12 protein-coding genes and 1 riboswitch are annotated in these 12,831 nt (G+C 69.7%); of the genes, 9 read left to right on the plus strand and 3 right to left on the minus strand.

The window, feature by feature from the left end:
- The first annotated feature begins 68 nt into the window (after positions 1-68).
- The 6 genes from C2142_RS14225 (at position 69) to C2142_RS14250 (ending at position 9,059) form a co-directional block, all read left to right on the plus strand.
- A complete protein-coding gene (locus C2142_RS14225) occupies positions 69-2,033 on the plus strand; it encodes a glycosyltransferase (protein ID WP_206670980.1) in 1,965 nt (654 codons plus the stop codon).
- A complete protein-coding gene (locus tag C2142_RS14230) occupies positions 2,033-3,388 on the plus strand; it encodes a glycosyl hydrolase (RefSeq protein ID WP_194235781.1) in 1,356 nt (451 codons plus the stop codon). The genes C2142_RS14225 and C2142_RS14230 overlap by 1 nt, the downstream gene beginning before the upstream one ends.
- Before the next feature lie 63 nt (positions 3,389-3,451).
- Positions 3,452-4,684 (plus strand): ricin-type beta-trefoil lectin domain protein, encoded by a 1,233-nt coding sequence (locus C2142_RS14235; RefSeq protein WP_148642982.1) that lies wholly within the window; start codon positions 3,452-3,454, stop codon positions 4,682-4,684.
- A 65-nt stretch (positions 4,685-4,749) separates the two neighbouring features.
- Positions 4,750-4,891: riboswitch (cobalamin riboswitch) on the plus strand.
- A 187-nt stretch (positions 4,892-5,078) separates the two neighbouring features.
- Entirely contained in the window at positions 5,079-7,484 is a 2,406-nt protein-coding gene (locus C2142_RS14240; RefSeq protein WP_148644777.1) for a ribonucleoside-diphosphate reductase subunit alpha, read from the plus strand.
- Between the two features lie 20 nt (positions 7,485-7,504).
- A complete protein-coding gene (locus tag C2142_RS14245) occupies positions 7,505-8,500 on the plus strand; it encodes a ribonucleotide-diphosphate reductase subunit beta (RefSeq protein WP_148644778.1) in 996 nt (331 codons plus the stop codon).
- 82 nt (positions 8,501-8,582) lie between these two features.
- Positions 8,583-9,059 carry a hypothetical protein gene (locus C2142_RS14250; protein ID WP_148642983.1) on the plus strand — a complete coding sequence of 159 codons (477 nt, stop codon included), beginning with the start codon at positions 8,583-8,585 and terminating at the stop codon, positions 9,057-9,059.
- Between the two features lie 53 nt (positions 9,060-9,112).
- Here C2142_RS14250 and C2142_RS14255 read toward each other — a convergent pair whose 3' ends face one another.
- The 3 genes from C2142_RS14255 to C2142_RS14265 all read right to left on the minus strand — a co-directional run bounded on the left by C2142_RS14255 (position 9,113) and on the right by C2142_RS14265 (position 10,563).
- A complete protein-coding gene (locus C2142_RS14255) occupies positions 9,113-9,406 on the minus strand; it encodes a DUF397 domain-containing protein (protein ID WP_148642984.1) in 294 nt (97 codons plus the stop codon).
- 63 nt (positions 9,407-9,469) lie between these two features.
- A complete protein-coding gene (locus C2142_RS14260; protein ID WP_346766378.1) occupies positions 9,470-9,712 on the minus strand; it encodes a DUF397 domain-containing protein in 243 nt (80 codons plus the stop codon).
- Entirely contained in the window at positions 9,709-10,563 is an 855-nt protein-coding gene (locus tag C2142_RS14265; protein ID WP_148642986.1) for a helix-turn-helix transcriptional regulator, read from the minus strand. Before C2142_RS14265 ends, C2142_RS14260 begins: the two co-directional genes overlap by 4 nt.
- Before the next feature lie 232 nt (positions 10,564-10,795).
- On the opposite strand from C2142_RS14265, the gene C2142_RS14270 reads away from it, so the two are divergent.
- The 3 genes from C2142_RS14270 (at position 10,796) to C2142_RS14280 (ending at position 12,714) form a co-directional block, all read left to right on the plus strand.
- A complete protein-coding gene (locus C2142_RS14270) occupies positions 10,796-11,233 on the plus strand; it encodes an ATP-binding protein (protein WP_148642987.1) in 438 nt (145 codons plus the stop codon).
- A complete protein-coding gene (locus C2142_RS14275; protein ID WP_148642988.1) occupies positions 11,230-11,502 on the plus strand; it encodes a hypothetical protein in 273 nt (90 codons plus the stop codon). The genes C2142_RS14270 and C2142_RS14275 overlap by 4 nt, the downstream gene beginning before the upstream one ends.
- A 327-nt stretch (positions 11,503-11,829) precedes the next feature.
- Positions 11,830-12,714: a prohibitin family protein gene (locus C2142_RS14280; protein WP_148642989.1), complete on the plus strand. Its 885-nt coding sequence runs from the start codon at positions 11,830-11,832 to the stop codon at positions 12,712-12,714.
- The last annotated feature ends 117 nt before the right edge of the window (positions 12,715-12,831 follow it).

Raw genomic sequence — 12,831 nt, forward strand, 5'->3', positions numbered from 1 at the left:
ACGGCGGTTCAGGACTGGAACGAGTCGCTTCGAGGGCGACGGAGCGGTTGACTACGGGGGAATTACTGGTGGACTCCACCGACGAACGTGCGACGCGCCGGGGCGACCGGCACGGCCGGGGACGTCACGGCCGTGTGCTCCCCCGGGCCCGGGCCGAACGACGGATCGCCCGCAGGGAACTGCGCAACGCGGCAGCACAGCGGGCGTACGTCGCGTGCGCCGAGACCGCCGGCCCGCTGACCCCCGGCGAGGACGGGGCGGCCGTCCGCTACCGCTCGATCTCCTCACCCGGCGTCAAGTTCGTGCTGACGCTCCTGGTGACGGTCAACGCACTCGCGGGCGTGGCCTTCGTCGGCTGGCTGCTGCTGCCCGAGCACACTCCCGGATCGAACGTGGGCTGGTCACCCGACTGGCGGATCAACCTCGCCCGGATCTGCTTCTGCGCCGTGGTGATCGTCGAACTGGTGAGGCTCGTACAGAACCTCGCGGTCTGGGTGTTCGCGTTCCGGGCCAAGGACCCGGTGCCGGTCACCCCGCCTCCGGGGCTGCGGGTCGCCGTGCTGACCACGATCGTGCCCTCCAAGGAGCCGATCGAGATCGTCGAGCGGACCCTCGCCGCGATGCTGCGGATCGAGTACGACGGCGAGGTCGACGTCTGGGTACTCGACGAGGGCGACGACGACCGGGTGAAGAAGATGGCCGCGCGGCTCGGTGTGCACCACTTCAGCCGCAAGGGCCGCCCGGAGTACAACCAGGCGGAGGGCGAGTTCCGGGCCAAGACCAAATCCGGCAACCACAACTCCTGGCGGGCCGAGCACGAGCACGGCTACGACGTGGTGGCCCAGATGGACCCCGACCACGTCCCGCTGGCCTGCTTCCTGGAGCGCACCCTCGGCTACTTCCGCGACCCCGACGTCGCCTTCGTGGTGGCCCCCCAGGTGTACGGCAACATGTACGACAACTGGGTCGCGCACGGTGCCTCGGTGCAGCAGTACCTGTTCTCCGGCCTGGTCGAGCGCGGCGGCAACGGCATGGACGCCCCGCTGCTGATCGGCACCAACCACCTGTACCGGCCGGCGGCCTGGCAGCAGATCGGCGGCTACCAGGACTCGATCATCGAGGACCACCTGACCAGCATGCGGGTCCAGGCCTCGGTCAACCCCGAGACCGACCACCACTGGAAGGGCGTCTACACCCCGGACGTGTTGGCGGTGGGCGAGGGCCCCACCTCCTGGACGGACTACTTCAACCAGCAGAAGCGCTGGGCGTACGGCATCTGGGAGATCCTGCTCAAGAGCCGCCTGCGCTCGGGCATCAAGCTTCGGCTGCGTCAGCGCGTCCTCTACGGCCTGGTCCAGTTCTACTACCCGAGCGCGGCCCTCACCACCATGCTCGGCAGCCTCGCCACCGGCGTCTACCTGGCCTGCGGCGTCACCTCCATCCATCTCAACAGCACGCACTGGATGGCCCTGTGGGGCGCCAGCATGGGCAGCTGGTTCGTGCTCTGGCTGTGGCTGCGCCGGTTCAACCTGGCCGCACACGAGCGGCGCGAGATCGGCATGGCGGGGATGGGGCTCGCCCTGTTCGCCGGACCGGTCTACGTCGCCGCCGCGATCGCCGCGCTGCTGCGCCGGCCGCTGGCGTACGCCGTCACCGCCAAGGGTGATCTGCGCAGCGCCGAATCGCTGTCGACCTTCCGGCTGCACCTGCTCTGGGCGGCCGTCGCCGCCGGGTTGCTCGGTGCGAGCTTCACCTTCCACCACGACTTGTGGATCCTGCGGTTCTGGGCCGTCCTCAGCCTCTTCACCGGGATCGCTCCGCCGCTGATCTCCCTGGTCAGCGGGCGCCGCGAGGCCAGGGCCGCGAGAGCGGCGGCCGCGACGGCCGAGCAGCCGGTCGGCCTGCCGGCCCAGCGGTCCGAGCCTCGCCCGCAGCAGCCGCAGAGCGAGGAACCGGCCGACCGGATGGACGAGTTCGAGGAACTGCTGGAACCCGCCCAGGCAAGCGGCGGACGCCAGGAGGGGAACCACTGATGCTGCGGATCACCATTCCCCGGGTCGTCGGTGTCCTGACGCTGGTGCTGATGGTCACCTACACCTTCGTCCTGGCACCCAAGCTCGCCGGCGCCCGCGCCGACCGCGAGCCGTACGCCTTCGCCGGCTCCGCGCCGACCGCGATGCCGACCTGGCTGGTCGACGCCCTCGCCTCACCTCCGGCAACGGCCCCTGCCACCGGGGCGGCCACCACCCCCGGCGCCACGGAGACGACGCCACCTGCGCCGAAAGCCGCCGAGAAGCCCCAGGCGCCGCAGTTCCCGCCCGCCGGCGGCGCGTTCACCGGCATCATGACCAAGACCGGCCCGTACGACCTCGGCCCGCTCGACGAGTTCTCCTCCGCCGTGCGGCACCAGCCGAACGTCCTGGAGTTCTCGGTCGGCTGGTGGGACCGGCGCTTCGACCGCCGGGTCTTCGACACCGTGGCCGAGCGCGGGATCATGCCGATGGTGGCCTGGGAGCCCTGGGACTACCACAAGGAGTCGAAGGACGACAAGCTCCGCGGCGAGCAGCCCGAGTACGCCCTCTCCGCCATCATCGACGGCGGGTTCGACGACTACATCAAGGCCTGGGCCGAGGGCGTCAAGGCACTCGGCTACCCGATCGCCCTCCGCTTCGCGCACGAGATGAACGGCTACTGGTACCCGTGGGCCGAGCAGGCGAACGGGAACAAGAAGGGCCAGTACGTCCAGGCCTGGCGACACGTGCACGACATCTTCAAGCAGGCCGGCGCCACCCGGGTGGCCTGGGTCTGGAGCCCCAACGTCGACTACGAGAACGCCACCGACCTGAACACCCTGTACCCGGGCGACGACTACGTCGACTGGGTCGGCCTGTCCGGCTACTACGGAACGGCCGGGGTCGAGAAGTACAAGTCCTTCGACCAGATCTTCGAGCCGACCCTCAAGAAGCTGCGGGACTTCACCCGGAAGCCCGTGGTGATCACCGAGACCGGCGCCACCGACACCTCCGGGCTGAAGGCGCAATGGATCACGGAGATGTTCAATCAGCTCCCCGCGCACCCGGACATCATCGGCGTGATCTGGTACGAGGCGCGCAAGGAGGTGGACTGGCGGGTGACCGCCTCCGGCGCGGCCGCCGAGGCGTACGCGGCAGGGGTCTCCGCGCCCCGGTACGGAGCGCAGTGGTCCGTCCACTCCGAGCCTGCCGTGACCGTGCCGCCACCGCCGGCACCGGCGCCGACACCGACACCGACGCCGACACCGACGTCGACGTCGACGCCGACGCCGACCGGTAAGCCGAGCACCTCCCCCACCAAGAAGCCGACCGCCCCGGCCACCCGGCCCCGGTCGAGCCCCACCACAACCGGCTGACCACACGACCGGCGGGGGCCGGACCGAAACGATCACCACACAGCAAGGAGGCGAGACCCAACCATGCCCCGTCCAGTCGTACCCGGCCTCGGACGCCCCGGGCTGCGCCCGTGGTGGTGGCTCGCCCCGACCATCGTCGTCGTGCTGGCCCTGTGCGCCGTGCTGATCCCGCGCGACCGCCCCGAGCACGCCGTGGCCGCCCCGGCGGACACTCCGCTGCCGGCCGCCACCGCCGGGGAGCTCTGCTCCACGGCACAGAACCGCTACCCGTCCCAGCCGGTCGACTCCGGCCACTACCTGATCAACCCGAACGAGTGGAACGCCACCGGCGGGCTCTGCATCAGTGCCACCGGCGCGGGCACGGGCTTCGCGGTGACCCGCAGCGGCATCACCCGCGGCAATCTCGTCGACCACGACCGCGGACCGGGCGCCTACCCGCACATCAGCACCCCGCTGCAGGCCGGCGCCGGCCCGCTGCCCATCGCGGTGGCCAACCTGCGGTACGCGACCAGCAGCTGGCGCACCACCCAGGTCGAGACCGGCGTCTACAACGTGTCGTACGACCTCTGGTACAGCAGTAACCGCAGCAGCTGCTCCTTCACCGAGAGCGCCGAGCTGATGATCTGGCTGCGGGGCAACGGCAAGACGCCGTTCGGCAAGCAGGCCGGCGAGCTCAGGGCCGGGGGTGCCTCGTACCGGGTGTACGAGGCACCGAAGACGAACAGCCACACCCTGATCACCTACGAGGCGGCCGACGCCGTCACCTCCGTGACCGATCTGGACCTGCGGGCCTTCACCCGCGACGCCGTCCAGCGCGGCTACGTACCGGCCGGCTCGTACCTGTGTGCCGCCCAGGCCGGGTTCGAGATCTGGGAGGGCGGCGCGGGACTCAGCAGTGACGCGTTCTCGTTCCAGGCGGCCGCCGGCCAGCCCAGTGGAGCCGTCACCTCCGCACTGCCCGGTCTCTGCCTGGACAGCCGCGTGGCGGGCGACGCGGCCGCGGTCGGGGCCGGAACCTGCGACGGCTCCCCCGCGCAGACCTGGACGATGGGCGACGACGGCTCGATCGGCCAGTCCGGGCGCTGCCTGGAGGATCCGGGCATCGGTTTCCCGGTGCTCACCGGCTGCACCCGCCGGGTCGACCAACGCTGGAAGGTGACCGCCGCGGGCCAGCTGCTGAGCCAGGACTCCGGCCAGTGCGTCGAGAATCCCGGCACCGGCGCCGGGGGGCAGGCGCAGGTGCGTATGCGACCGTGCGACAGCCGTGCGGCCCAGGAATGGCACCCCCCGACCTAGGCAGAATATCGCACACTTGCTCGAATATTTGTTCGGCACGCCACTACATGTGGGGCTGCATCGGATCCGTGCCACTAGATGTATGCTCATCCCTGCTGTCGACGCAGGGGAACCCGGTGCGAATCCGGGACTGCCCCGCAGCGGTGTGCGGGCGGCTCCGACCAGAGCCCGCGAGTCCGAGTACCTGCCGACGGCGTGCCGCCCGGCCTCCCCGCAGAGGCCTCCAGCACTGCAGTACTTCCGGGCCTCGCGGGCGGGCCGGGGATGACACCGTCGCGCGAAGCCGTCCGGCCGCCGCGCCGTGCTCCCCTGCCCCGGACGGCCCGGTGCCCCGATCCACAGCCGCCGATCGCCGCCAGGAGAGAGCGCCTTGACCACCGCTGCCTCAGCCACCCTGCCCGCCCAGGGTTCCAGCTCCGCCCCCGCCGACCCGACGGTCTCCGACCCCGGCGGTGCGCTGCTCCGACTGCTGACCGACCGCAGCGCCGACCTTCCCCAGGTGGACCCCGGTCATGTCGCCGCCGCCGCGCTGCGCGGCCGCCACGCCGGCTCGGACTTCGCCGAGCTGCGCGGGCTGGCCGTGGACGCCGCAGCGTCGATGATCGCCGAGGACCCGCAGTACTCGAAGCTGGCGGCCCGGCTGCTCGCACTGGAGATCGTCGACGAGGCGGTCTCCCAGGGCTCGGTCTCCTTCTCCGCCTCGATCGCCGTCGGCCACGCCGAGGGCCTGATCGGCGACGTCACCGCCGCCTTCGTCACCAAGCACGCCGCCGCGCTCGACGCGCTGGTCGACGCCAAGGGCGACGACCGCTTCGAGTACTTCGGCCTGCGCACCGTGCAGTCCCGCTACCTGTTGCGCCACCCGATCACCCGCAAGGTGGTCGAGACCCCGCAGCACTTCCTGCTCCGCGTCGCCTGCGGCCTGGCGGTCGGCGACAGCGAGCAGTCGGTGCGCGAGGTCGCCGAGCTGTACGGCCTGATGAGCCGGCTGGAGTACCTGACCTCCTCGCCGACCCTCTTCAACTCCGGCACCCGGCACCCGCAGATGTCGAGCTGCTACCTGCTCGACTCGCCGCTGGACAACCTGGACTCGATCTACTCCCGGTACGCCCAGATCGCCCGCCTCTCCAAGCACGCCGGCGGCATCGGCCTCTCGTACTCGCGGATCCGCTCGCGCGGCAGCCTGATCCGGGGCACCAACGGCAAGTCCAACGGCATCGTCCCGTTCCTGCGCACCCTCGACTCCTCGGTCGCCGCCGTCAACCAGGGCGGCCGCCGCAAGGGCGCGGCCTGCGTCTACCTGGAGACCTGGCACGCGGACATCGAGGAGTTCCTGGAGCTGCGCGACAACACCGGCGAGGAGGCGCGGCGCACCCACAACCTCAACCTGGCGCACTGGATCCCGGACGAGTTCATGCGCCGGGTCAACGCCAACGAGGACTGGTCGCTGTTCTCCCCGGCCGACGTTCCCGAGCTGGTCGACCTCTGGGGCGCCGACTTCGACGAGGCGTACCGCAAGGCCGAGCTGGCCGGCAAGGCCGTCCGCACCATCCCCGCGCAGACCCTCTACGCCCGGATGATGCGCACCCTGGCGCAGACCGGCAACGGCTGGATGACCTTCAAGGACGCCTCCAACCGCGCCGCCAACCAGACCGCGCTGCCCGGCCGGACGGTGCACAGCTCCAACCTCTGCACCGAGATCCTGGAGGTCACGGACGACTCCGAGACCGCCGTCTGCAACCTCGGCTCGGTCAACCTCGGCGCCCACGTGGCCCCGGGCGCGTCCGTCGACAACCTCCTCGACGCCATGGACTGGGAGCGGCTGGACGCCACCGTGCGCACCGCCGTCACCTTCCTCGACCGCGTGGTGGACATCAACTTCTACCCGACCACCGAGGCCGGCACCTCCAACTCCCGCTGGCGGCCGGTGGGCCTGGGCGTGATGGGCCTCCAGGACGTCTTCTTCCAGCTGCGGATCGACTTCGACTCCGCGGAGGCGAAGCAGCTCTCCACGCTGATCGCCGAGCGCATCATGCTCACCGCGTACGAGCGCTCCGCCGACCTGGCCGAGCAGCTGGGCCGCCACGAGGCGTACGGCGAGACCCGCGCCGCCCGCGGCGAGCTGCACATCGACCACTTCCCGTCGGCCGCGCCCGCCTGGGCCGACCGCTGGACGGCGCTGCGCGCCCGGATCGCCGAGACCGGCCTGCGCAACTCGCTGCTGCTGGCCATCGCGCCGACCGCGACCATCGCCTCCATCGCCGGCGTGTACGAGTGCATCGAGCCGCAGGTGTCCAACCTGTTCAAGCGCGAGACGCTGAGCGGCGAGTTCCTCCAGGTCAACCCGTACCTGGTCCGTGAGCTCAAGGAGCTCGGTGTCTGGGACCAGCAGACCCGGGACGCGCTGCGCGACGCCAACGGCTCGGTGCAGGAGCTGAACTGGCTGCCCGCCGAGGTCCGCTCGCTCTACCGCACCGCCTGGGAGCTGCCCCAGCGCGCGCTGATCGACCTGGCCGCGGCCCGCATGCCGTACCTCGACCAGAGCCAGTCGCTGAACCTGTTCATGGCGGCGCCGACCATCGGCAAGCTCAGCTCGATGTACGCGTACGCGTGGAAGGTCGGTCTGAAGACCACCTACTACCTGCGCTCGCGCCCGGCGACCCGGATCGCCCAGGCCGCGTCCGGTGCCGCCCGCACCGCCGCGCCCGTGCCGGTTCCCGCCCCCACCATGACCCAGGCCGAGCAGGACGCCATCGCCTGCTCCCTGGAGAACCCCGAGTCCTGCGAGGCCTGCCAGTGAGCACCCCCGACGACCGCAAGATGCTGCTCGACCCCGGCTTCGAGCTGACCCTGCGCCCGATGCGCTACCCGTCGTTCTACGACCGGTACCGGGACGCGATCAAGAACACCTGGACCGTGGAGGAGGTGGACCTGCACTCCGACGTCGCCGACCTCGCCAAGCTCAGCGAGGGCGAGCGGCACATGATCGGCCGGCTGGTCGCCTTCTTCGCGACGGGTGACTCGATCGTCGCGAACAACGTGGTGCTGAGCCTCTACAAGCACATCAACTCCCCGGAGGCGCGCCTGTACCTGTCGCGCCAGCTGTTCGAGGAGGCCGTGCACGTCCAGTTCTACCTGACGCTGCTGGACACCTACCTTCCGGACCCGGAGGACCGCAACGCGGCCTTCGCCGCGGTGGAGAACATCCCCTCCATCCACCAGAAGGCGCAGTTCTGCTTCAAGTACATGAACGCGGTCGACCACATCGACTCGCTGCAGACGAAGGAGGACAGGCGGGCTTTCCTGCTCAACCTGATCTGCTTCGCGGCGTGCGTCGAGGGCCTGTTCTTCTACGGCGCGTTCGCGTACGTGTACTGGTTCCGCAGCCGCGGTCTGCTGCACGGTCTCGCGACGGGCACCAACTGGGTGTTCCGCGACGAGTCCATGCACATGGACTTCGCGTTCTCGGTGGTGGACACCGTCCGCGAGGAGGAGCCCGACCTCTTCGACGACGAGATGGCCAAGCAGGTCACGGAGATGCTGGAGGAGGCCGTCGAGGCCGAGCTCCAGTTCGCCCAGGACCTCTGCGGTGACGGCCTGCCCGGCATGAACACCGCGTCGATGCGCGAGTACCTCCAGGCCGTGGCCGACCAGCGCCTCGCCCGCCTGGGCATGCCGATCCGGTACGGCTCGACGAACCCGTTCGGCTTCATGGAGCTGCAGAACGTCCAGGAGCTGACCAACTTCTTCGAGCGTCGGGTCTCGGCGTACCAGGTCGCCGTCGAGGGCTCGGTCGCCTTCGACGACGACTTCTAAGTCCATATCGTTCAGCAAGCAGCGGAGCCGCCGTCCTGGTGGCTCCGCTGTTTGACACCCGGTGTCCAGGAGTAGCCCAGGCATGCCCAAGCTCCAGCAGCGCGTGGTCGACGGCCCCTTCGGGCCGATGCAGATCAGCCACGACCGCCGGCCGTCCGTCGTGGCGCGGGTCCAGGGGGCGGGGATGCCCACCGTCACGGTGGTGCCCGACCGCGACCACGGCGCGATGAACATCAACGGCCACAACATCCCGACCAGCCGGACCCGCAACCGTACTCGGACCGCCGTCGTCGGCGACCGGAGCTACGAGCTGAGGCCCCTCAGCCTCCGCCGCGCCGAACTGCGCCGCAACGGCACCCTCATCGCCCACGCCCGCGGATCGTTCCGTTCGTACGCCCCGGGGAGCACCATCCCCGGCCTCGACGCGGGGATCACCTGGTCCCAGGGCATCGACCCGACGGACGTCGCGATCGGCCAGGCCATGATCCTCGGCTTCGGCGCCGGCGCCCCGGGCGTGATCCTGCGGACCGTCTTCTTCTGGGTCGACAACCTCACCTGATGTGACAGTGGTGCCCCGCACGGCCACAGCCCGTGCGGGGCACCACTGTTGTTTCAGTCGGTCGGAAAGTCGCCGGACTTGACCCCGGCGAGGAACGACGACCAGGCCTCGGCGGCGAAGAGCAGCGCCGGCCCGTCAGGGTCCTTGGAGTCCCGGACCGGCACGGCACCGATCGCGCCAACCGCCATCTCCACACAGTTGCTCTGCGCGCCCGAGAACGATGACTTTCGCCAGTAAAGCCCGCACACAGAAGCGGGCAAGAGATCTGCCACCTCGACGCAGTTACCGCCCTGCCCGCTGTGGCTACTCTTACGCCAAGCAACGTTCCCAAGATCTGCTGCGAGCATGTCTTACCCCTCCGCTGCCCAATAGCAGCTCCGGCCACTCCCGAGTGACACGTCCAGGCGCAGCTACCCGCCCAGGAGCTCCCCAGCCTTCACGCCGCCGACAAAGGCAGCCCAGGCGTCTGCGGTGAACCGAAGAGCTGGCCCAGCGGAGTCCTTCGAGTCACGGACTGCCATCCCGCCCAGCGCTTCCTGCCGGGTCTCAACGCACTCGTTCGCTTGGGCACTGTAACTGCTCTTGCGCCAACCCCGAGCGGCAATCTCCGGCACAGTCATGCACTCACACCTCTTGTCTGGTCTCATCGTCATGTCTCCGCCGCAATGGCCGCGATCATATCCAGCGACTTCACTGGGTCCAGAGCAGCCGATCGCAAGTATTCGAAGACCAGCCCATAGCCGTCCAGTTCGCCCTGCTGCTCCAGGTAATGACTGCTTGTCAGCGTCTCCAGAAAGACTGCCCCGGGAGTAGGCGAGTCGGAGAAGCCGTACATCACGAACGCACCGCATGCGCCAGCAGTGGCGCCCACGCCCAGTGGCACGACTTGCAGGGTGACATTGGGAAGCTGCGCCATCTCCGTCAGGTGTGCCAGCTGCTCCCTGTGAACCTCGACCCCTCCCACAGGGCACCTGAGCGCGGGCTCCCAAATGATCGCCCAGAATCGGGCTGGATCCGGCTTCGCGAGAACTTCCTTCCGCTCCATCCGGATCTCGACCAGCTGCTCAATACGCTCCGGCCGAACGGCGGCAGGATTGGCTTCAAGTAGGGCCCGGGCATAGCTCCTTGTCTGCAACAAGCCCGGCACAACCATGGTCTGCCACATGCGGATGTACCGGGCGTCGTCTTCGAGCCCGAGTACGTCGACGTAGGCCGATGGGATCGTGTCACCGTAGTCGTGCCACCAGCCGCGCTTCTTGCTCTCCCTGGACAACCCTTCGAGAGCATCGCGCTCCTTCCCCGCCACCCCGTACAGGTCCAGCAAGATCCCGAGGTCCAGCCGGCGAACGCCAGATGCCCCGGTCTCTATGCGGCTGATCTTGGCGCGGGAGCAGGCAAGGGCCTGCGCCGCGTCATCGGTGCCCCTGCCCGCAGCTTCACGTAGACGGCGAAGCTCCGAGCCGAGTCGGCGGGCACGGACGGTCGGCCTCAGTTCGTCAGCCATGCACAAGTCCTCTCCCTGGCGAGCCTCAGTCTGCCTTGTGACGATTCGTCAATCCAGCGACAGGAACCTGCATCGTTGCATTCGTTTCACTTGCAGTCTGCATCGACACAGGTGCATGCTACCTGGAGTAGTGAGCCACGCCACACAGGGTGATCATGGCGGGCTTTCTTCCCGGGCATTCCCATGCCTTCTTCAGCCGCTCTCACCCGCACACCCCGGAGGTGGCCCCGCCATGCCTGAAACCGTCTCCCCCTCCCCGATCTCCACCGAGCAGACGTGCTGGCTGCCCCGGCACCGCAAGTCCCCCCGAGCCGCACGCCAGGAGCTCCGCTCCTTCCTCCTCCCGCACCCCTCCGGCGAACGCCTCCTCCCCACCGGCGAGTTGCTCGTCAGCGAGCTCGTCACCAACGCCGTCCAGCACTCCCGGGCCCCGCGCGGACGCCTGATCTTCGTCCGTTTCCACCTCGCCCCGGACATCACCCTGCGCATCGAGGTGCACGACGCCGACAGCGGGAGGCCCACCCTCCGTGACGCCGCCGACTCCGACGAGGCCGGCCGAGGCCTGCTCCTCGTCCACGAGTTGGCCACCCGGTGGGGCTGCTGCCCGCGCAGGGGCGGCATCGGCAAGTTCGTCTGGTGCCACATCTCCCCCGAGGGGGCCGCCGCGTGACCACCGTCCGGGCCGAGATCGAGGGCATCATGGCGCCCACCCTCTTCCCCAGCCTCGACCACGCGCTCCCCGTCCTCTGGGAGCACGTCCGTGAACTCGCCGTCCGCGAGGCCCATCGCGACTTCATCAGGATCTGCATCGGCCCCGGCGGAGGGGAGGGCGTCGCCCGCTGCCTCTCCCGGGGCGGCAGTTGGAGCACCACCCTCCACGTCGGCGAGCTCACCGACTGGACCGCCCACCCCATCACCATCACCACCCACGGCCCCTGAACTCCCCTGCTCCACCCCGCCCCACCCGCGCAAACAGCCCGTGCCCTGCTTCGACGCCGCACCGCCATGCCCGGGCCGCAGCACTTCGTTCCGGCGGGCCATTGCCTCTCACAAGGGCCCGCCGGAGAAGAGGCGGCATCGGGGTTGGAGTGACTTCGCAACGCGACACCTCCCAGCCCCGGGAAGCACCGGCGAGACCCGTGGGGCGCCAACGGCCAACGCGCGGGGTTGATCGTATGAACATCATCTGAAGCAGCTTCGGGGCGTGGGCGGGCTGCCTAGGCTGCGGCCGTCCATCCTGATCACTCCAGTCCGAGGGACCTCACCATGCTCATCCTGTCCCTGCTGTTCCTGGCCGTCGGCGTCAGCCTGCTCATACTGCGGTGGCGCAAGATCGGCTCCTGGCCGGTCACCCTCGGCGGTATCCTCGCCGGCGGCCTCGGGCTGCTGCTGGGGCTCACGACCTTCGTCCACGTGGTCGAGCCGACCGAGGTCGCGGTGCCCACCAGCCTCGGCAAGGTCGGCCGGACCTGGCAGCCGGGGCTCCACTTCAAGTCGCCGCTGACCGACGTGACCACCTTCTCGACCCGCCCCGCCGATCTCGACCTGACCGGTGACTCCACCGTCGAGGTCCGCTCCTCCGAGGGCGGGGTCCTGTTCGCCGACCTCACGGTGAAGTGGTCGATCGACCCCCAGCACACCGCCGATCTGTTCAAACTGGCCGGCAGCGCCGACGCCGTCCAGCAACGCCTGGTCTACCCTGACAGCCGGGAGATCGTCCGCAACGTCTTCGCCCGCCACACCAGCGTCGAGGGCTACAGCTCGCAGCGGGAGGCGATCGCCTCCGAGATCGACAAGCTGATCACCGCCCGGCTCGCCCCGCGCGGCATCCTCGTCAACGGCGTCAACCTGCGCAACGTCCGGCCGAGCGACGGCCTGCAGAAGGCCATCGACCAGAAGATCCAGCAGGATCAGGCCACCGCCCAGGCGGAGGCGGCCGTGCGCACGGCCAAGGCCGAGGCCGAGAAGCGCAAGATCGAGGCCGACAGCACCGCCGCCGCCAACGCCGCGATCGCCAACTCGCTCACCGACAAGATCCTGCTGAGCCAGTGCATCGACGCCTTCAAGGCCGCCGCCGAGAAGAACCCCGTCTACGCCAGCCCCTGTGGCGCCAACGGCACACCGGTCATCGTGGACGGCACCAAGCGCTGAGGCCGGACGGCGACCGCCCGGCGGCAGCGCCCGCACCGTCCGAAGCCCTGCCCCGCCGGGCGTGGCAGGGGCAGGACTTCACGCCGCCCGTCCGGATGAACTCCGGGGCCACACCGG

Origin of the sequence: Streptomyces sp. CB01881 (assembly GCF_002953255.1) — a bacterium.
Lineage (GTDB): Bacteria > Actinomycetota > Actinomycetes > Streptomycetales > Streptomycetaceae > Kitasatospora.

What these genes read in the sequence shown, in the direction of transcription:
- C2142_RS14230 (WP_194235781.1), top strand. Translation starts at nt 2,033, where the DNA reads ATGCTGCGGATCACCATTCCCCGGGTCGTCGGTGTCCTGACGCTGGTG.
- C2142_RS14235 (WP_148642982.1), top strand. Translation starts at nt 3,452, where the DNA reads ATGCCCCGTCCAGTCGTACCCGGCCTCGGACGCCCCGGGCTGCGCCCG.
- C2142_RS14245 (WP_148644778.1), top strand. Translation starts at nt 7,505, where the DNA reads ATGCTGCTCGACCCCGGCTTCGAGCTGACCCTGCGCCCGATGCGCTAC.
- C2142_RS14250 (WP_148642983.1), top strand. Translation starts at nt 8,583, where the DNA reads ATGCCCAAGCTCCAGCAGCGCGTGGTCGACGGCCCCTTCGGGCCGATG.
- C2142_RS14255 (WP_148642984.1), bottom strand. Translation starts at nt 9,406, where the DNA reads ATGCTCGCAGCAGATCTTGGGAACGTTGCTTGGCGTAAGAGTAGCCAC.
- C2142_RS14260 (WP_346766378.1), bottom strand. Translation starts at nt 9,712, where the DNA reads ATGACGATGAGACCAGACAAGAGGTGTGAGTGCATGACTGTGCCGGAG.
- C2142_RS14265 (WP_148642986.1), bottom strand. Translation starts at nt 10,563, where the DNA reads ATGGCTGACGAACTGAGGCCGACCGTCCGTGCCCGCCGACTCGGCTCG.
- C2142_RS14270 (WP_148642987.1), top strand. Translation starts at nt 10,796, where the DNA reads ATGCCTGAAACCGTCTCCCCCTCCCCGATCTCCACCGAGCAGACGTGC.
- C2142_RS14280 (WP_148642989.1), top strand. Translation starts at nt 11,830, where the DNA reads ATGCTCATCCTGTCCCTGCTGTTCCTGGCCGTCGGCGTCAGCCTGCTC.